Origin of the sequence: Bradyrhizobium elkanii USDA 76, from assembly GCF_023278185.1 — a bacterium.
In the GTDB taxonomy this organism is placed as follows: domain Bacteria; phylum Pseudomonadota; class Alphaproteobacteria; order Rhizobiales; family Xanthobacteraceae; genus Bradyrhizobium; species Bradyrhizobium elkanii.
On record NZ_CP066356.1, the window covers coordinates 8,309,125 to 8,328,112 of the forward strand.

The 18,988-nt window shown below is 66.2% G+C and carries 16 protein-coding genes; 7 read left to right on the plus strand and 9 right to left on the minus strand.

What is annotated here, in order from left to right:
- Window positions 1–3: 3 nt before the first annotated feature.
- The 3 genes from JEY66_RS39380 to JEY66_RS39390 form a co-directional block, all read right to left on the minus strand.
- Window positions 4–951, minus strand: a complete 948-nt coding sequence (locus JEY66_RS39380) for a branched-chain amino acid ABC transporter permease (RefSeq protein ID WP_016841108.1) — start codon at window positions 949–951, stop codon at window positions 4–6.
- Window positions 948–1,865: a branched-chain amino acid ABC transporter permease gene (locus JEY66_RS39385; protein WP_018269575.1), complete on the minus strand. Its 918-nt coding sequence runs from the start codon at window positions 1,863–1,865 to the stop codon at window positions 948–950. The genes JEY66_RS39380 and JEY66_RS39385 overlap by 4 nt, the downstream gene beginning before the upstream one ends.
- A 262-nt stretch (window positions 1,866–2,127) precedes the next feature.
- Window positions 2,128–3,300, minus strand: coding sequence for an ABC transporter substrate-binding protein (locus tag JEY66_RS39390; RefSeq protein ID WP_016841110.1), 1,173 nt, complete (start codon window positions 3,298–3,300; stop codon window positions 2,128–2,130).
- 221 nt (window positions 3,301–3,521) lie between these two features.
- On the opposite strand from JEY66_RS39390, the gene JEY66_RS39395 reads away from it, so the two are divergent.
- A complete protein-coding gene (locus JEY66_RS39395) occupies window positions 3,522–4,241 on the plus strand; it encodes a DUF805 domain-containing protein (protein WP_129964820.1) in 720 nt (239 codons plus the stop codon).
- A gap of 175 nt (window positions 4,242–4,416) precedes the next feature.
- On the opposite strand, the gene JEY66_RS39400 is transcribed toward JEY66_RS39395, so the two are convergent.
- Window positions 4,417–5,313, minus strand: coding sequence for an RNA polymerase sigma factor (locus JEY66_RS39400; RefSeq protein ID WP_016841113.1), 897 nt, complete (start codon window positions 5,311–5,313; stop codon window positions 4,417–4,419).
- A 50-nt stretch (window positions 5,314–5,363) separates the two neighbouring features.
- Complete coding sequence (locus JEY66_RS39405) at window positions 5,364–5,672, minus strand: hypothetical protein (RefSeq protein WP_026192157.1); 309 nt, start codon at window positions 5,670–5,672, stop codon at window positions 5,364–5,366.
- 181 nt (window positions 5,673–5,853) lie between these two features.
- On the opposite strand from JEY66_RS39405, the gene JEY66_RS39410 reads away from it, so the two are divergent.
- Both JEY66_RS39410 and JEY66_RS39415 read left to right on the plus strand, forming a co-directional pair.
- The gene (locus tag JEY66_RS39410) at window positions 5,854–7,260 is read left to right on the plus strand and encodes an MFS transporter (RefSeq protein WP_026192156.1); all 1,407 of its coding nucleotides are present in this window, start codon (window positions 5,854–5,856) and stop codon (window positions 7,258–7,260) included.
- Between the two features lie 115 nt (window positions 7,261–7,375).
- Window positions 7,376–8,650: an NAD(P)/FAD-dependent oxidoreductase gene (locus JEY66_RS39415; protein ID WP_018269572.1), complete on the plus strand. Its 1,275-nt coding sequence runs from the start codon at window positions 7,376–7,378 to the stop codon at window positions 8,648–8,650.
- A gap of 189 nt (window positions 8,651–8,839) precedes the next feature.
- On the opposite strand, the gene JEY66_RS39420 is transcribed toward JEY66_RS39415, so the two are convergent.
- Window positions 8,840–9,790: an AraC-like ligand-binding domain-containing protein gene (locus JEY66_RS39420; protein WP_016841117.1), complete on the minus strand. Its 951-nt coding sequence runs from the start codon at window positions 9,788–9,790 to the stop codon at window positions 8,840–8,842.
- A 150-nt stretch (window positions 9,791–9,940) separates the two neighbouring features.
- Between JEY66_RS39420 and JEY66_RS39425 the strand changes: the two genes are divergently transcribed.
- Window positions 9,941–10,594: an isochorismatase family protein gene (locus JEY66_RS39425; protein WP_016841118.1), complete on the plus strand. Its 654-nt coding sequence runs from the start codon at window positions 9,941–9,943 to the stop codon at window positions 10,592–10,594.
- Window positions 10,595–10,808: 214 nt separating this feature from the next.
- On the opposite strand, the gene JEY66_RS39430 is transcribed toward JEY66_RS39425, so the two are convergent.
- On the minus strand, window positions 10,809–12,035 hold the full coding sequence (locus JEY66_RS39430; RefSeq protein WP_038373743.1) for an ABC transporter substrate-binding protein: 1,227 nt from the start codon (window positions 12,033–12,035) through the stop codon (window positions 10,809–10,811).
- A 46-nt stretch (window positions 12,036–12,081) separates the two neighbouring features.
- Window positions 12,082–13,284: a cytochrome P450 gene (locus JEY66_RS39435; RefSeq protein WP_016841120.1), complete on the minus strand. Its 1,203-nt coding sequence runs from the start codon at window positions 13,282–13,284 to the stop codon at window positions 12,082–12,084.
- 82 nt (window positions 13,285–13,366) lie between these two features.
- On the opposite strand from JEY66_RS39435, the gene JEY66_RS39440 reads away from it, so the two are divergent.
- Window positions 13,367–13,891 carry a MarR family winged helix-turn-helix transcriptional regulator gene (locus JEY66_RS39440; RefSeq protein WP_016841121.1) on the plus strand — a complete coding sequence of 175 codons (525 nt, stop codon included), beginning with the start codon at window positions 13,367–13,369 and terminating at the stop codon, window positions 13,889–13,891.
- A gap of 480 nt (window positions 13,892–14,371) precedes the next feature.
- Here the strand turns inward: JEY66_RS39440 and JEY66_RS39445 are convergent, their stop codons facing one another.
- Complete coding sequence (locus tag JEY66_RS39445; protein WP_018269570.1) at window positions 14,372–16,219, minus strand: feruloyl-CoA synthase; 1,848 nt, start codon at window positions 16,217–16,219, stop codon at window positions 14,372–14,374.
- Between the two features lie 203 nt (window positions 16,220–16,422).
- On the opposite strand from JEY66_RS39445, the gene JEY66_RS39450 reads away from it, so the two are divergent.
- On the plus strand, window positions 16,423–16,953 hold the full coding sequence (locus JEY66_RS39450; RefSeq protein ID WP_016841122.1) for a MarR family winged helix-turn-helix transcriptional regulator: 531 nt from the start codon (window positions 16,423–16,425) through the stop codon (window positions 16,951–16,953).
- Window positions 16,954–17,188: 235 nt separating this feature from the next.
- Window positions 17,189–18,976 carry an allophanate hydrolase gene (atzF, locus tag JEY66_RS39455; protein WP_026192153.1) on the plus strand — a complete coding sequence of 596 codons (1,788 nt, stop codon included), beginning with the start codon at window positions 17,189–17,191 and terminating at the stop codon, window positions 18,974–18,976.
- Window positions 18,977–18,988 lie beyond the last annotated feature (12 nt).

Sequence of the window (18,988 nt, forward strand, 5' to 3'; positions counted from 1 at the left end):
GAATCAAACACGGCGCATCCTCCCGAGCAGGCCCATGATGCCGCCGCGCGCGAACAGCACGATCAGGAGCAGCACCGGACCGAGGATCAGCCCCGAATATTCGGTGAACTGCGACAGCAGCTCCTCGAGCAGGAGATAGACGATCGCGCCGATGACGGGACCGAACAGTGAGCCCATGCCGCCAAGGATCACCATCACCATGAGGTCTCCGGAGCGGGTCCAGTACATCACGGCGGGGCTGACGAAATCGGTGTTGTTGGCAAGCAGCGCGCCGGCCAGGCCACAGATGGTGCCTGATATCACGAAGCAGACCAGGCGGTAGCGGTTGGCATGGAAGCCGATCGCCTGCATGCGCTGCTCGTTGGAGCGGACGCCCTGCACCACGAGGCCGAAGCGCGAATTGACGATGCGCCAGATCAGATAGAGGCCGCCGAACAGGCAGGCCAGGCAGAGGTAATAGAACTGGTTGCGATCCGACAGGTTGATCAGGCCGGCGAAATCGCTGCGCTTGTACACGGTGAGGCCGTCGTCGCCGCCGTAGCGCGACAGCGCCGAGGCGATGTAGTAGGCCATCTGCGCAAAGGCCAGTGTGATCATGATGAAATAGACGCCGCGGGTGCGCAGCGAGAGCGCGCCGATCAGCAGCGCAAACAGCGCCGAGACGGCGAGCGCCACCGGCCACTGGATGAAGCCGGAGCCGATGCCCTCGGCGGCAAGGATGCCGACGGCATAACCGCCGATGCCGAGATAGGCGGCGTGGCCGAAGCTCATCATGCCGCCATAGCCCATGATCAGATTGAGGCTCGCGGCGGCGAGCGCAAAGATCACGATCCGGGTGAACAGCGTGAGGATGAAGATGTTGCCGGTGACCGCCGAATAGAGCGGCAGCAGGATCAGGGCGGCACACATCAGCGCCGCGACCGCATTGGAGGCGTTGAACTTCGGCATCATCGTTTGGCCGCCGGGAACAGCCCCTCGGGCCGCAGCACAAGGATGATGGCCATCAGGAGGTAGATCAGCATCGAGGACAGCGCCGGCGCCGCGGTGGACGCCGCCGCCCCGCTCAGCACCTTGCGCAGCAGGTCGGGCAGGAAGGCCCGGCCCATCGTGTCGATGATGCCGACGAAGATCGCGGCCATGAACGCGCCGCGGATCGAGCCGATGCCGCCGATCACGATGATGACGAAGGCCAGGATCAGGATGTTCTCGCCCATGCCGATCTGCACGGTGAGGATCGGCGCCTGCATCAGCCCGGCGAGGCCGGCGAGCGCCGCGCCAAGGCCGAACACCAGCGTGAACAGCAGCTTGATGTTGATGCCGAGCGCCCCGATCATCTCGCGGTTGGAGGCGCCGGCGCGGATCAGCATGCCGATGCGGGTGCGCATCACGACGAGATAGAGCATTGCTGCGACCGCCAGCGCGACCACGATGATCATGAGGCGGTAGGCCGGATAGTAGACGCCGGGAATGATCTGCACCGGCACGGTGAGCCAGGCCGGCAGCGGCAGCGCGAGACCGGCCGGGCCCCAGATCAGCCGGACGGCGTCGTTGAAGAACAGGATCAGGCCGAACGTCGCCAGCACCTGGTCGAGATGGTCGCGGCCATAGAGATGCCTGAGCGCGACATATTCCAGCACGATGCCGAGCAACAGCGTGGCACCCAGCGCCATCAGCGCGCCGAGCACGAAGCTGCCGGTCCAGGCCACGAAGGTCGCCGCGAAATAGGCGCCCATCATGTAGAGCGAGCCGTGCGCCAGATTGACGAAGTCCATGATGCCGAACACCAGCGTCAGTCCGGCCGCCAGCAGGAACAGCAGGAGGCCGAATTGCAGGCCGTTCAGCAGTTGTTCGACGACGAGATACATCGTGAGGCTACGTCACCTTTAAATGAAACAGCGGCAGCGCGAGCACGCCGCCGCATTTGCACGTTGCGGGTTCTCCCTCGCCCCGCTCTTGCGGGGCCGGGACGAGCAAAGCTCGCCCTGAGAGGGTTGGGGTGAGGGGCCATCTCCACGAATCGAGCTCGCGGAAAGAGCCCCTCACCCAATCGCTTCGCGATTGACCTCTCCCCGCAGGAGCGGGGCGAGGTGAATGGAAAGCAAGGCTTGGGCCAAGATCGCCCAAGAGTTATTTCATCGGACACTTGTCGTGGAAGCGATCCTGGTCGTCCTTGACGATGGTCGCGACCGTCTTCAGCGACAGCTGGCCCTCGGCGTCCTTGACCACGTCCTGCAGGTAGAAGTTCTGGATCGGAATGTGGTTGTTGCCGTACTTGAACGGTCCGCGCACCGATTTGAAGTTCACCTTCTCCATCTCGGCCTTCATCGCGTCCTTCTTCGTCAGGTCGCCCTTCACCGCGACCACGGCGCTGTTGATGAGGTTGGCAGCGTCGTAGGACTGCGCACCGTAGAAGGTCGGGCGCAGGCCCGGATACTTCTTGCGGTAGTCGGCGACGAACTTCTTGTTCTCCTCGTTGGGCAGGTCGTTGACCCATTGCTGCGCGCCGGGAACACCGAGCGCATTGTCCTTTTGCAGCGGCAGCGACAGTTCGTCGATCGTGAAGGCGGTGTAGAGCGGGATCTGCTGCTTGATGCCGGCCTGCGCATACTGGTTCAGGAACTGGACGCCGGCCGCGCCCGGATAGAACACGAAGATCGACTCGGCCTTGGAGTTCTTCGCCTTGGTGAGCTCGGCGGAGAAGTCGAGCTGGCTCGGCCACACCGTATATTCCTCGCCGACCACCTCGCCCTTGAACGTGCTCTTGACGCCGGCCAGCATGTCCTTGCCCGCGGCATAGTTCGGGCCGATCAGGAACACCGACTTGACGCCCTTCTGGTTCATGTACGTGCCGACCGCCTGCGGGGTCTGGTCGTTCTGCCAGGAGGTCGAGAACACGTAGGGCGAGCACAGTTCGCCGGCGAGCTGCGACGGACCGGCATTGGCCGAGATCAGGAAGGTCTTCGAATCGACCGCGGTCTTCAGCGACGCCAGCAGCACGTTCGACCAGATGTAACCGACGATGAAGTCGACCTTGTCGGACTGCACCAGCTTCTCGGTCTTCTGCTTGCCGACATCGGGCTTCTGCTGGTCGTCCTCGTAGATCACCTCGACCGGCTTGCCGTCGATCTTGCGGCCGAGATGGTCCAGTGCAAGTTCGAAGGAATTGCGCATGTCGTTGCCGATCACGGCGGTCGGACCGCTGAAGGTCGAGACGAAGCCGATCTTGACGCTGTCAGCCGCTATCGCGGGCTGCGCCAGCGCCACAGCCATGGCGCCTGCCAGCCAAAATGCCTTTTTCATATTCACTCCCCTCCTCAACCAAAGATCCCGCCAGGCTCGATCACGAGGCCCGGGGGTCACGCTTTGCGCGCGTCGTTCTGTGACGTATTTTGTGCGCGATATCGCAAGTCTGCAGCAAGCATGAACCGACGGCGCTGACTTAGAACCTTCGGCGCATACCCCAGCACCTTGCATCATAATTCGTCTAAATCGACCATGGCAAGAAATATAATGCCGGTTGCGTGGGCAACGATTGTCGCAGGTGTTGGCCGTCTGCAACGACCTACGCCCGCACTGCAGCAGGCTTTAACGATCCGGTAAAGCACCCGGAAACCACGGGCCGGCAAGCGCCTGCGGGCTTCATGGTCCGGAAAGCATCCCTGGCCGACGCTGCCGCCAAAGGGGTGCGTCACATGCTGAACTACATCTTCGGCTTCAATGCCCGGATGGGCCGACTGGCTTTCTTCTTCTGCACCCTGGTGGTGGGCCTCGGCTTTGTGATGCTGGTCTACGGCGTCACCGGCAACGCACCGGCGAGCGGCCGGATGGACGTGCTGCTGGCGCAGGCATCGAGCAGCCCCGTGCTGGTCATTGCCTTCTACGGCATGCTCGTCATCTGCTTCATGCTGCAGTCGATGCGGGTGCGCGACATGGGCTGGGATCCGGTCTGCGTGATGGCGGCATGGATCGCCCTCCTCGTGCTCGACAGGGCCATTGCCGGACGATTTCCCGAATATGCGCTGACCTATCAGCACACCGAAACGGTGGTCGGCGCCGCCGTCAATGGCGCGATGAACATCGTCCTGCTGGTCTGGCGGAGTGGCGGCTATTTCGAAGAACCGCCGCCATTGCCGAGCAACGGCAGTGGCGACGGCCTGTTTGAAAGACGCAGCACACCGGCCGCAGGCGGCAGCCGCGTTGCGCGGATCGCCAACGGCGAATTCGGCGGAAAGACGCGCTAGCGCGCGCTCTCGCACGCTGTCGTCCCTGCGAAAGCAGGAACCCATAACCACATCGCCCTGTGTTGTCGAAGCAAGCTGTGGCCCCAGCATCGCACACCAATTGCCATTGGTGGCTATGGGTCCCGGATCGCGCTTCGGTTGTCCGGGACGACACGGAATTTGCCGCCGTCGGCGACTAGCCTCTATCCACCGCCCATTCGGCGCCGTCGATCGCGTAGGACGCGTGGCGGAAATCCCTGATCGTCGCAACCTTGTCGGCCGACCAGTCGAGCAGCATGAACGATCTCGGCGGCGCGCCCTGTGCGTTCGGGTCGAACACCAGGATCGCGGGACGTCCCTCGACCTGTCCGGTCACCAGGTGCCAGTCGTCGATCTTCGAATAATTGCCGAAGTAGCGCGACACCTCGGCCTTGCCGTTCAGCCGTGTCCGGTTGACGAGCTCGAGCCTGATGTCATCGGCGATCATGGCGCGAATGGCGTCGAAGTCGCGGGCGTTGAAGCGGCTGACATAGGCGTTGAGCCTGATGCGATCGGCCGGCGACAGGCCGGGCCGCGGCGCATCGTCCGGTTCGCTCGCAAACTCGCGCAACTGCGTGCGTCCACGGTGCAGCGCGGCTTTCACCGCGGGCAGGCTGAAATCCATGATACCGCAGATCTCCTGCAGGGAGCAGCCGAGCACGTCCATCAGGATCACGCTGGAACGCTGCGCCACCGGCAGGCGCATGAAGGTGCGCAGGCCGGTCGCGGCGATCTCGCGGCGGCCCAAATCATCGAGCTCTCCGGCCATCATGTCCACCTCCTCCGGCGCGTGGAGCGCTTCCTGGCGGTTGCGCCGCCTGAGGAAATCGAGCGCGGTATTGTGTGCGATCCGGAACAGCCAGGCTTGCGGATTCTGGATCGGCGCGGCGGACGCGAAGGCTTCCACCGCCTTGATCAGCGCGTCCTGCAGCACATCCTCGCCGTCGATGACGGATCCGACCATGCGGGCGCAGTAGCGATGCAGCCTTGGTCGCATCGCCGCCAGGAGCGCGTCGACGTCGGTCGCGGCCGGCGCTTGGTGTGGTGACGTCATGTTGGCTCCGCCAGATCGGTGCACTGCCCGCCGGTTCAACGCGTGTCGGTTCACGGCTCATCCAGCATACGATAATTCCCGACAATCACCGCACTGCGAACCAGCGGCGGCTCGGCGCAACGATCGCGGATGCCGTCCTGGAAGGCCTGGAACGCGGCGAGTTTCGGGATCGGGCTCGAGCCGTCTTCGGCCGCGGTCTCGACCACGTGGATGAAGGTATCGTCCTCCAGCCGCAGGGTCAGATAGCGCACGCCGTCCGGTTTGGCCGCCTTCAGCTCGGCGAACACGGCCGACACCAGCGCGGCATTCTTCTCCGCCATCTCCGGCTTCGCCTTGTACCTGATCAGGGTCCGTCTCATCGCAGCCTCCTTGGCCTGGTTCTGCGGCCTGAACCGGCCGCGTCAGACCCAAGGACGTTCGCGAACCGCCAAAGGATGCGGTCCGGCAAAAATAAATTTCGGCCGCATCCTTTGCCCGTTCCGGTTCGTCCTTGCCGGCGAAGCGCGCCGCAACCTCGCGACGCGGCAACGGAGAACGACCATGCAGACCCCTCAGCAGCGCGCCGAACAGCGCTGGGTGCTCGGCCTCACCGCGCTGGCATCCTTCATGATGGCGCTCGACGCCATGATCATGACCACGGCCTTCGCCACCATCCGCGCCGATTTCGGAAGCCGGGTGGAGACGCTGCAATGGACCGTCAACGCCTTCAACCTGACCTTCGCGGTGCTGCTCCTGACCGGCGCGGCGCTCGGCGACCGGTTCGGGCGGCGCAGGATGTTCGCGGCCGGGATCGGCCTGTTCGTCGTGGCATCCGCGGCCTGCGCGCTGGCCGGCAACGCCGCGGCCCTGATCGCCGCCCGCGCCCTGCAGGGCGCAGGCGCGGCGCTGGTGATGCCGCTGGCGATGGCGATCCTGAGCGGCGCCTTCGGCCGCGAGGAGCGCGCCCGCGCGCTCGGCGTTTTCAGCGGCATCACCGGATGCGCGCTGATCATCGGCCCCGCGATCGGCGGCTTCATCACCGAGCATCTCGGCTGGCGCTGGATCTTCTGGATCAACCTTCCGATCGGCCTCGTCGCGATCGCCCTCGTGATCGCGCGCCTGCGCGAAAATTTTGGGCCGACCGCGCCGCTCGACATCACCGGCCTCACGCTGGTCGCGCTCGCGGCGCTGGCGCTGGTCTGGGGCCTGCTGCGCGGCAACGGCGTCGGCTGGGCCAGCGCGGAAGTGGCGGGCGCGCTGATCGCCGGCGCCGCGCTGGCCGTGATGTTCGTGCTGTGGGAGCTGCGTGCGACAAGCCCGATGGTGCCGATGCGGCTGTTCGCGACGAGGCCATTTGCATCCGGCATGGCCGCAAGCGTGCTGTTCTACGCCGCGATGTATGGCGTGCTGTTCCTGCTGCCGCAGTTCCTGCAGATCGCGCTCGGCTTCGACGCCTTCGGCGCCGGGCTTCGTCTGCTGCCGTGGACGGCGACGCTGTTCGTCACCGCGCCGATCGCCGGCGCCGCGGTCAACCGGTTCGGCGAGCGCACGCTGGTCGTCGCCGGCCTGCTGATGCAGGCGATCGGGCTCGGCTGGATCAGCGAGATCGTGAGCCCCACAGTGCCCTATTCGGCGCTGGTCGCGCCGCTGGTGCTCGCCGGCGTCGGCGTGTCGATGGCGATGCCGGCCGCGCAGAACGCGGTGCTGGGCGCGGTCGCCGTCAGCGAGATGGGCAAGGCGTCGGGCGTCTTCAACATGGGCCGCTTCGTCGGCGGCATGTTCGGCATCGCGGCGCTGGTGGCAAGTTTTTCCGCCAATGGCGCAGCCGATTCATCCGGTCATTTCGCCAACGGATTCGCGTCGGCGATGAGCCTTGCCGCAACGCTGTCGTTCGCCGGCGCGGTCGCGGGACTGTTCCTGCCGATGCGGCGGCGGGCCGTCGCCGCGGCCGCGCCGCAGGATGCGTGAGGCCTGCTGCGATTGGGTTTTGCTATCGGGCGATCGGGCATTTCGTGTTGGAATGAGGCTGCGAATGAATACATAATCAAACGACGAAGCCGTTCGAACCCGAGAGCGACATCAGATGACGCAAGCGCCGGCCAAACCTCATCGCGTGGTGATCGTCGGCGCCGGCTTCGGCGGCTTGGAAGCCGCCTTCGGTCTCGCAGGGGCGCCGGTCGAGATCACGCTGATCGACCGCCGCAACCACCATCTGTTCCAGCCGCTGCTCTATCAGGTCGCGACCGCTTCGCTTGCCACCAGCGAGATCGCATGGCCGATCCGGTATCTGCTGCGCGACCGGCCCGAGGTGACGACGCTGTTCGCCAATGTCTGCGGCGTCGACGCGGCAGCGAAATGCGTGCAGCTCGACGACGGCGGCAGCATTCCCTATGACACGCTGGTTCTCGCCACCGGCGCGCGCCACGCCTATTTCGGCCATGACGAATGGGAGCCGTTCGCGCCCGGCCTGAAGACGCTGGAGGACGCGACCACGCTGCGGCGGCGCATCCTGGTCGCCTTCGAGCGCGCCGAGCGCGAGACCGATCCGGACAAGCGCGCGGCGCTGCTGACCTTCGTCATCATCGGCGCCGGCCCGACCGGCGTCGAGATGGCCGGCACCATCGCCGACCTCGCCAAGGACACGCTGCCGCAAGACTTCCGTCACATCGACACGCGCAAGGCGCGCGTGGTGCTGATCGAGGCCGGCTCGCGCGTGCTGGCAGGATTTCCCGACGATCTCTCGGCCTATGCGCAGGCCTCGCTGGAAAAACTCGGCGTCGAGGTGATGCTGGGCGAGCCGGTCACCGAATGCTCGGCCGACGGCGTGGTGTTCGGCGGCAAGCGGCTGGAGGCGCGCACCATCGTCTGGGCGGCCGGCGTGCGCGCCTCGCGCGCCGCCGAGTGGCTGAACGCGCCGGCCGATCGCGCCCATCGGCTGCAGGTCGAGCCCGATCTCACCGTGCCGGGCCACCCCGATGTCTTCGCGATCGGCGACACCGTCACGATCAAGGGCCCCGACGGCAATCCAGTGCCCGGCATCGCGCCGGCCGCCAAGCAGGAGGGGCGCTATGTCGCCGCGCTGATCAAGGCCCGGCTCGACGGCAAGACGCTGCCGCCGTTCCGCTACAAGCATGCCGGCAGCCTCGCCCAGATCGGCAAGAAGAAGGCGGTGATCGATTTCGGCTGGCTCAAGCTGCGCGGCTCGCTGGCATGGTGGATCTGGGGTCTCGCCCACATCTACTTCCTGATCGGCGTGCGCCATCGGATTGCGGTGGCGATGAACTGGCTCTGGATCCACACCCGCGACCAGCGCGCCGCGCGGCTGATCACGCAAGGCAGCAGCAAGGTGGCGCAGTAGGGCGGCTTGCACGCACTAGCTCCGTCATCCTGAGGAGCGCCGCAGGCGCGTCTCGAAGGATGCACGGCCCCGGATCGCTTGGTGTGCGTTGATCGTCTAACGGCGATAGTGGGGCCGTCGATCCTTCGAGACGCCGCTTCGCCGCTCCTCAGGATGACGGAGCCACGATCTGTATCAAACCGCAGCCCCTCACCCCATCACCTGATGCGGCGAGCGGCCGAACGCGGCCTTGAAGGCGCGGCTGAAATGCGAGACGTCGCTGAAGCCGAAGCTCAGCGCGACGTCGGTGACATGGCTGAAGCGCCGCTCGGCCAGCGCCTGATAGGCGCCGGCGAGGCGCTGCTGCCACAGCCAGCGGATCGGCGTCGTGCCTTCACGCGCGAACAGGCGATTGAGCGTGCGCGGGGCCATGTTCTGCGCGGCGGCGATCGCATCGAGATCGAGCCCGGGATCGTCGAGATTGGCCAACATGTAGGCCTTGACCCGCATGAGCCTTTCGTCGCCGCGCTGGGGCGCTTCGTCCGTCAGCTCGGTCTGCAGCGTCGTCGCGAAAATATCGAGCGCCGCCGCGCCTAGCCGTATCGCCGCCGGTCCCGCCGCGTCATCGAGCCGCGTCAGCCGGCGGATCAGCGATCCCGCCAGCGCTCCCACTTTCGACGCGCTGCCGACCCGCCGCGCCGTCAGGCGCTGCGCATCCGGCAGGCGCGCGAGCAGCAGCGGCCGCGGGATCGACACCATGATCGCGCGCGCGCTCGGGGCGAATTCGAGCGTGAACGGCTGCGCCTGGTCATGCAGCATCAGATCGCCCCGGCGCATGCGCACGTCGCGGCCGCCTTGTGCAAAGCCGACCTCGCCGCGCAGCGTGAGCCACAGCATGAAATAGTCGCGCGGATCCCTGCGGACGTCGCTCGCGCTGCGCATCACCCGGATGCGGTCGGCGGCCGGCGTCGACGACCAGATGTCGTTGATCGCAAGCGGGCCGAGATGGCGGATCGAGATCGAGGCCTGGAACGCCTCGTCGGCGACGCGGCGGCATTCGGTCAGCGAGAATTCGCGGCAGGTGACGTGATGCCAGCGGTCGAAACTGTCACCCGGCGCAACAAGCGTTTGCGCGACGACTGTGTGATCTGGGGTCTGCATCGGACCTTGCTCCCGCCCAACCCGGCAGCGGGATATTCTGCGTCCAGCCCTCCGTTCTGGCAAGCAGAGACCAGCGGCTGGCCAGCGCAGCCAAGAACGGCCGCCGCGGCTGGTGTAGAAAACGTCTCCCACCAGGAGAGGAGGCATCATATGGGCTACCAGTGCGACATCATCGATCCGGCGCGAACCGTCATGATCGTTGTCGACATGCAGAACGATTTCGTGGCCGAGGGCGCCAAGCTGCGTTCGGCCCAGGCCGCTGCCATGGTGCCGCGGCTGGCGCAGACCCTGAAGGCCTGCCGCGACAAGGGCATCCGCGTCATCTACACCGCGCATGTGCATCGCCGCGACGGCAGCGACATGGGGCTCTATGACGATCTCTATTCGCCGATCGCCGACCGGTCGTCGCTGGTCGACGGCACCGAGGGCGTCGAGATCTTCAACGACCTCGCGCCCGCCCCCGGCGAGCACGTCATCAAGAAGCACCGCTACAGCGCGTTCTTCGCCACCGATCTCGATCTCATCCTGCGCGAATGGGGCATCACCACGGTGATCATCTCGGGGACCACGACCGAGAACTGCTGCCACGCCACCGCGCGCGACGCCATGTTCCACAATTACAAGGTCGTCTTCCTGTCGGACGCGACCGGCACGTTCGACTATCCCGATGTCGGCCAGGGCGCGCTGTCCGCCGAGGAGGTGCACCGTGCCACGCTGACGATCCTCGCGTTCTCAACCGCGCATGTGATAACGGCGGCCGAGATGCTGGCGCGGGTGAAGGTGGCGGGTTCGAAGGCGGCGTAGGTTCTTCTCCCTCTCCCCGTTCTTACGGGGTCGAGACGAACGAAGCTCGCTCTTAGAGGGTTGGGGTGAGGGGCTCCATCCACGAGCACAATTCGCGCAGAGTCCCCCTCACCCGCCGCGCTCCGGACGATGCTTCGCATCGTTCGGTGCGCGTCGGCCTCTCCCCGCAAGCGGGGCGAGGCGAAACGCGAGACCGGGGCGGCAGCCACCCTCGTCACTTCACCAGTGAGCAGCCGCCGTCGGCCAGCGGGCGGAACGCCTGGTCGGCCGGGATGGTCGCGATCAGCTTGTAATAATCGTAGGGGTACTTCGACTCCTCCGGCTTCTTCACCTCGAACAGATACATCGGGTGGATGACGCGGCCGTCCTGGCGGATCGTGGTGTCGCCGAACAGTCTGTCCTTGCCCTTGAAGGTCTTCATCTGCGGCACCACCGCCTTGGCGTCGTCGCTGCCGGTGGCGGCAACGGCGTTGAGGTAGGCAAGCGTCGCGGCATAGACGCCGGCCTGGTTGCCGCTCGGCATCTTGCCGTTCATGCCGGGACGCGCGGCGAAGCGCTTTGCGAACGCGCGGGTGTCGTCGTTCATGTCCCAGTAGAAGGCTTCCAGCAGCTGCAGGCCCTGCGCCACCTTCAGGCCCATGCCGTGGATGTCGTTCACGAACAGCAGGAAAGCGACCATGGTCTGGCCGCCCTGCTGGATGCCGAACTCGGCGGCCTGCTTTACCGCATTGATGGTGTCGCCGCCGGCATTGGCGAGCCCGATCACTTTTGCTTTCGAGCTCTGAGCCTGGAGCAGGAAGGACGCGAAGTCCGAGGTGCCGAGCGGATGCTTGCTGGAGCCCAGCACCTTGCCGCCGTGCTTCTCGATGTAGTTCGTCGCTTCGGCTTCAATGCCTTTGCCGAGCGCATAATCGACGGTCACGAAATACCAGTCCTTGCCGCCGCGCTGCATCATCGCGGCCGCGGTGGTGTTGCCGGTGGCCCAGGCGTCGTTGACCCATTGAATGGTGTTCGGCGAGCAGGCCTTGCCGGTGAGATCGGAGCTCGCGGTCGACGACGCCAGGAACGTCATCCGGCTATCGCGCAGGATGGTGTTGATGGCGAGCCCGACCGCCGAGTTCGGCACGTCGACGATGGCGTCGACACCTTCGACATCGAGCCATTTGCGCGCGATCGCAGATCCCACGTCGGCCTTGTTCTGGTGATCGGCATAGACGATCTCGACCTTGATGCCCTTGCCGCCGCCGCCGAAATCCTCCGCGGCCATCCGCGCGGCTTCCACCGAACCCATGCCGTTGGTGTCCTGGAAGATGCCGGAAATGTCGTTGAGCACGCCGACGCGGACCACGTCGCCGGAAATCTCCGCGCGTGCGCTCCCCGCGGCGCAGGCCAATGCCAGCGCAAGTCCAATCCTAAATCGCCCAACCCCGAAGCCCCTCATCGTCTCCCCTCCCTTGCCTCGCTCCTCAGCCAGCCCCGATGTCTCGTCAGGCCGGCGTGATCTCGACCGGCAGGCTGCTGAGCCCGCGCAGTGTGTTGTTGAACAGGCGCTTTGGCTCGCCGGTGATGTCGATCCTGGCGACACGACGCGCCAGCGCCGCCATCATCACCTCGCCTTCGAGACGGGCGACGAGCTGGCCGACGCACATATGGATGCCCGAACCGTAGCCGACATGACCGGACGTGCGGCGCGTGATGTCGTAGCTGTCGGGCGCTTCCCAGCGGCGCGGATCGCGATTGGCCGCGGCCAGGAACATCAGCACCTTCTCGCCTTCGCCGATCCTGGCTCCACTGAGCTCGACGTCACGCGTCGTGGTGCGGAAGAAAGTCTGGACCGGACTTTCGAACCGCACGGCTTCTTCGAAGGCGTTGCGCGCCAGCGTCGGATCGTCGCGCAGTTTCTGGAACTGGTCGGGAAAGCGGGCAAGGCAGTAGACGGCGGCGCCGATGCCGTTGACGGTCGTATCGAGACCGGCCGACAGCAGCGAGCGCACCAGCAGCGGCGCCTCGGTCGCGGTAATGGCGCCGGTATCGACATGGGCGTGGATGCAGGCACCGATGCCGCCCGGGGTCAGATTGTCGCGCTGGCATTGCTCGGCAACATAGGCCTGATGCGGCGCCGAGCGCTCGATCGCCTCCTTGCGGAGCTCGTTCGGCGGGCCGAAGGCATTGAACACCAGACTGGCGTAGGGCAGCAGATGCTCGCGGCCTTCCGGCCTCAGGCCGAGCGCATCCGGGAAGATCGACAACGGATAGGCTTCCGCAAGGTCCGCGATCGCGTCGAACCTGCGCTTCTCCAGCAGCGCGTCGAGGCGGGCCTCTGCGGCGGCGGCAAATTGCCCGCGAAGCTGCTTCATCACGGTCGCCGACAACACCGTGCTCAGCACGGCGCGGGTCCGGGTATGGGCGGGCGGGTCGGCCTCCAGGATCAGGCTCGGCGGCCGCCACGGCTTCTCCTTGGAAAAGTCGCTGAGGCCGACGCCGCGGCTGGAGCAGAAGGTCGCGGGATCGTTCAGCACCGCATGGACTTCGGCGTAGCGCGCCACGCCATAGACATTCCACTTGTCGAGATAGACCACCGGCCCGGCCTCGCGCAGCCGCTCATGGGTCGGGAATGGATCGGCGAAGAATTCGAGCGCGAACGGATCGACGTCGAGATGCGGGACGGACGCAGCTTCTGTTGCAGTCATCGGGACCTCCCGAGGTTTGATCTTGTCAACACGGGCCGCATATCTATTGCTCCCGAACAGTTTCGCAGCGATGATTTGAGAGATGAGCAGCCAGCCCCTCCCCCGAAAGCCCCGCCGGCCGAGACCGGCCGATCCCGCAGACGCCAGTAACGGCCCGCTGCTGGACCTTGATCGCTATGTGCCGGCGTTCATCACCTTCATCGGCAACAAGCTGTCGAACAGCGCCACCGCGTTTTACCAGAAGAATTTCGGAGTCAACGTCACCGAGTGGCGGATCATCTCGCAACTGGCGATCGAGCCGGGCATTCCCGCCTCCCGGATCTGCCAGGTGATCGGCTTCGACAAGGGACCGGTCAGCCGCAACCTCGCGGCATTGCAGAAGCGCGGCCTGCTGACCATCCGCACCGCGCCGGACGACGGCCGCACCCATTCGATCACACTGACCGCGCGCGGCCGCGCCATCCACGACAAGGTCATCGTCGCGGCGCTGGAGCGCGAGCGGCGGCTGCTGGCGTGCCTGAAAAAGGACGAGCGCGAGGTGCTGATCGAGCTGCTGCGCCGGCTGCACGAGAATCTCGGCGCCGTCACCGGGCAAAGCACGACCTGACCGCGTAGCCGGGCCACGGGCGGCGCGCTGCGCCACCGTGGAATTCGCCAGATCTTCCATGCGTGCCGCTCGCGCCGTGCTGCGCAACATTCTCCTCCCAAACGCGCGGCCGTTGACCGGCCCTGTCTCTATGGGAGCGGAAACTCGCACAGACTAGTTGCTAGGGCAACTAAAAACAGATGATGCACTGCGTCGTCGGGTCGCAAGCGGAGGGACGTGACGCCGCCATCAGGTCAGGCGAGCACGCCGCCCAGGCTCCCTCCCCCTTGCGGGGGAGGGCTGGGGAGAGGGGTGGCCCCGGGCTCAACTCGAGCCGTTGCGCAACGCCACGTCAACGACTTGGCTCACCGACGAACGCGTGTCCTCGTGTTCAATCGGCAGCGGAGCAAGCGGTACCCCTCTCCCTAACCCTCCCCCGCAAGGGGGGAGGGAACCCTTCCGCTGGTGCCTTCCTTACGTCCGCCTTTTCTACCCCCAATCTCAGCCCGCGCAGGCGATCGCCTCGGACGACCCATCGTCCTCCAATACCGCCACCGCTGCGGCGCGGCGCGTCAGCACGGCGCGCTGGTTGATGTAGCCCTTGTCGGTGATCTCCCCGCCGTCGACCGAGGCGGGCTCGGCCAGCAGCAGCGCGCGGGTGGCGTGGCCGGAGGAATGGCCACCTTGCGCCTTGAGCCGTGCCAGCCCCCGCCCGATCGCGGAACGGACCGCCGGATGGCCGATCACTTCCCGCGCATCGGCGCTCTCGGGCAGGCCTGCCAGCGAACGGCAGGCGGCGAGGTTCGGAAACACCAGGAAGCGCACCTCGTCGCGGCCATGGCCGGTGACGACGATGTCCTGCGCGAGCGGCGCCAGCGCCGCGATGCCGGCGACGCGCAAGGTGCCGACGCTGACCCAGGTGCCGGAATTGAGCTTGAAATCCTCCGCCACCCGGCCGTCGAAGAACAGGCCGAGATCGGGCCATGCGGGATCCGCGAAGGTGACGGCGTCGCCGATCTTGTAAAAACCCTCGTCGTCGAAGGCCTCGGCGGTCAGCTCGGGCGCCTTCCAGTAGCCCGGCGTGACGTTGGGCCCGCGCACCCGCACCTCCAGCTTGTCGCCCGACGGCACCAGCTTGAGCTCGGTGCCGGGAATCGGCACGCCGATATTGCCGGAGCGCTTTGCCAGGAAGTGGCAATCGGTCGCCAGCGGCGAGGTCTCGGTCGAACCCCAGGCCGACACCATCGGCAGCCGGCGGCCGACGGTCCGCAGCGACAAGTCCTCCAGCGCGTCCCACAGATTCTGCGGCAGCGCCGCGCCGGCATAGAAGGCGAATTTGGTGCCCTCGAAGAATTTTTTGCGCAGTTCGTCGTCGGTGCGCAGCGCCGCGATCAGCATGTCGAAGCCGCGCGGCACGTTGAAATAGACCGTCGGCACCACGCTGCGCAGGTTGGCCAGCGAGGTCGCGAACAGCCCGGGCGCCGGCTTGCCGCCGTCGATATAGAGCGTGCCGCCGTTGCGCAGCACCAGGTTGAAATTGTGGTTGGCGCCGAAGGTGTGGCTCCAGGGCAGCCAGTCCAGGATGACCAGATCATCACGCGACTGCTCCAGGAACGTCCAGGTCTGCGCCTTGGCCTGCTGGCTGGAGGTCAGCATGCGCTGGGTGTTGATCACGGCCTTCGGCGTCCCTGTCGAGCCCGAGGTGAACAGGAATTTTGCGATCGTGTCCGCCGTCACGGCCGCGAACGCCTTGGCGACCTCGAGCGCTTCCGGCGTGGCAGCGACGGCACGGAACGGCAATGCGTCGGGATTGCCGCTGACGATGGTTGCGCGATGCAGCGGCTTGATTGCGGCAAGCGCCGCCGCGAACGGCCCTGTGCTCGTGGCATAGATCGCGCCGGGGTCGAGCAACTCGATCATGCCCTTCAGCTTGTCGAAATCCCGGGACATCAGCGAATAGGCCGGCGAGATCGCGGCCGAGGGCACGCCGACATGCTGCGCGGCGAGCGCGAACAACGCGTGATCGATGCCGTTGTCGGAAAGAATGACAAGCGGACGTTCAGCGCTCAGCCCTTGCGCCAGCACCCACGATGCGGCCCGCCGCACGATGCCGAGCGCGTCGCGATAGCTGACGGTGCTCCAGGGTACCTCGGCATTGGCGCGCTCGCCGAGGAAGATGCGATCCGGCGCCAGCCGCGCCCAATGCTCCAGCCAGTCGCCGACGCAGCGGGCGCCCTGCTTCAACGGCGTGGTGGAGCGGACCAGGATGCTGCCGTCGTTGCGGCTGGCCGCAACGATCGCGGGCGTCGCAAACAGGCTGCTCGGATTGTCTCCGCTGGCGGCGGCCATCGTCATGGTTTCCTCCTCGCCCAGTCTTGTCACCCAGGTCTTGTCGCCCAGGTCTTGTCACCCATGTCTTATCGGGACCGCGCCGCAACATGGTGCGGCGCCGCGGTCCCGGCCGGGCTCTTTGATCATAATGTTGCGGACATCAATTGTTGTCGTCAACAACAATCTTTCCCTCCCGCCTCGACCGCGCTAGCCTTGCGGTCATGGCAAGCCAGCAAAAGACATCGCGCAAGGCGGCAGGAACGGCAGTGGCAACCCGCCGCCCCCGGTCGCACAGAGCAAATGGCGGGGCGCGCAGTGGCGAGGCCGGCGACGACATCGGCCTCGACGCGCTGGTCGGTCACGCCGGCTATGCGGTGCGGCGCTTCCAGCTCTGGATCTTTCAGGACTTCATCAAGACGCTGGCGACGGTCGATATCCGCCCAACCCAGTATTCGGTGATGACCGTGATCGGGGCCAATCCTGGCCTCAGCCAGATGGCGGTGGCAAAGCGGCTCGGGATCGAGCGCGCGCGGCTGGTGCATCTGCTCGACAGCCTCGAAGCACGCGACTTCGTCAGCCGCGTCCCCTCCGCGACCGACCGCCGCTCCCATGCGCTGCATCTGACCGCGCGCGGCAAGGCCGCGCTGGCGCGGTTCAAGCGGCTCGCCGCCGAGCATGAGCGGCACGTCGCCGAGAAGATCGGCAAGGAAAATCGCGAGCAGCTGCTGCAGATCCTGGCCTGCTTCACCTGACCTCGCGACGAGATTTCGGCTTGATCAGGCCTGCCTTTAAATTGGGCAGATACCTCTCAAGCCAACCGGCGCCCGTTCCCGACGAGCATTTCAAGCAACTGATATTGTGCAATAATCTGCCTCATAACGGGCGCGGGCGAATTGTACACAATGGCACATTGCTTGCTTCGATCGGGCTGCAATTCCCTTGCGGATGGCGTTCGACGCCGCCCGCTCACGAGATGAGGCCAACGACGTGACTGAAACTGTCGCCGCGATCGTCGCCGCGCACCGCGCCGGGACCATGACGCCGGCCCGAACCGTCGCGCGCAGCTACCAGCGCATCCGTGAGCACAACGACCCCGCCATCTTCATCAGCCTGCGCGACGAGAAGGATGCGCTTGCCGAGGCTGGGCGGCTCGCCGATCCGACGTTGCCGCTCTATGGCGTGCCGGTTGCGGTGAAGGACAATATCGACGTCAAGGGCCTGCCGACCACCGCCGCCTGCCCGGCGTTCTCCTATCTGCCCGCGCAGGATTCCACGGCGGTCGCCAGGCTTCGTGCGGCCGGCGCCATCATCATCGGCAAGACCAATCTCGACCAGTTCGCCACCGGCCTGGTCGGCGTGCGCTCGCCCTACGGCATTCCCAAAAATCCGGTGCGCGGCGATCTCGTGCCGGGGGGATCGAGCTCGGGCTCCGCGGTCGCGGTCTCCGCGGGCCTCGTGCCGCTTGCGCTCGGCACCGACACTGCAGGCAGCGGCCGCGTACCGGCAATGCTCAACAACATCGTCGGGCTCAAGCCGAGCCTTGGGCTGATCTCGACCACCGGCGTCGTGCCGGCCTGCCGCACGCTCGACTGCGTCTCGATCTTCTCGCTCACCGTCGACGACGCGCTGGCGGCGCTCGCCGTGATGTCCGGGCCCGATCAGTCCGATCCGTTCTCGCGCGGTCGGCCGCTGGCCCCGCTCGCGGCGTTTCCGGCGAAGCTGAAGCTCGGCATTCCCCAAAGCGGCCAGCTGAAATTCTTCAGCGATCATGAGGCCGAGAAGGCCTATGGCGAGGCGTGCAAGCGCTGGCAGGCGCTTGGCGCCGACCTCGTCGGGTTCGACCTCGCGCCGTTCTATGAGACCGCGCGGCTGCTCTATGAGGGCCCGTGGGTCGCCGAGCGCTATCTCGTGATCCGCGACCTGTTGGCGTCGTCACCCGAGGCGGTCCATCCGGTGACGCGCGAGATCACCGTCGGCGGATCGCGCCCCACCGCTGCGGACACCTTCTCGGCGCTGTACCGCCTCGAGGCGCTGCGCCGCGTCGCCGAGCGCAGCCTCGCACACCTTGATGCGATCGTGCTGCCGACCGCTCCGACCGTCTATTCCACCGCTGACGTGCTCGCCAATCCGATCGAGCTCAACTCGCGGCTCGGCACCTATACCAATTTCGTCAACCTGCTCGATATGTGCGGCCTGGCGCTGCCGGCCGCGATGCGGCCCGACGGCGCGCCGTTCGGCATCACGCTGCTCGCTCCCGCCGGCCGTGACGCGGAGCTTGCCGGCATCGGCCGCGTCTTCCATGCCGACACCGGACTGGCACTCGGCGCCAATTCACTGCCGCAGCCGCCGCTCGCCGCCGCGCCGATGCAGACCGGCTCCGGTGAGATCACCATCGCGGTGGTCGGCGCACATCTCTCCGGCATGGCGCTGAACCACGAGCTGACGACGCTCGATGCGCGCCTGCTGGAAGAGGCGGTCACCGCACCGGACTACAAGCTCTACGCACTCGACACCACGCCGCCCAAGCCCGGCATGCTGCGCATCGAGGCCGGTGCCGGCGCATCGATCAAGCTCGAACTGTGGGCGATGTCACCGGCAGCATTCGGAACATTCGTCGCCGCGATCCCGCCGCCGCTGTCGATCGGCACGATCAGGCTCGCCGACGGCCGGCAAGCCAAGGGCTTCATCGTCGAGCCCGCCGCGATCCATGGCGCGAGCGATATTTCATCCTATGGCGGCTGGCGGGCGTTCATGGCGGAAAGGGCGAAGACCTAGCCGCTCCGGCGG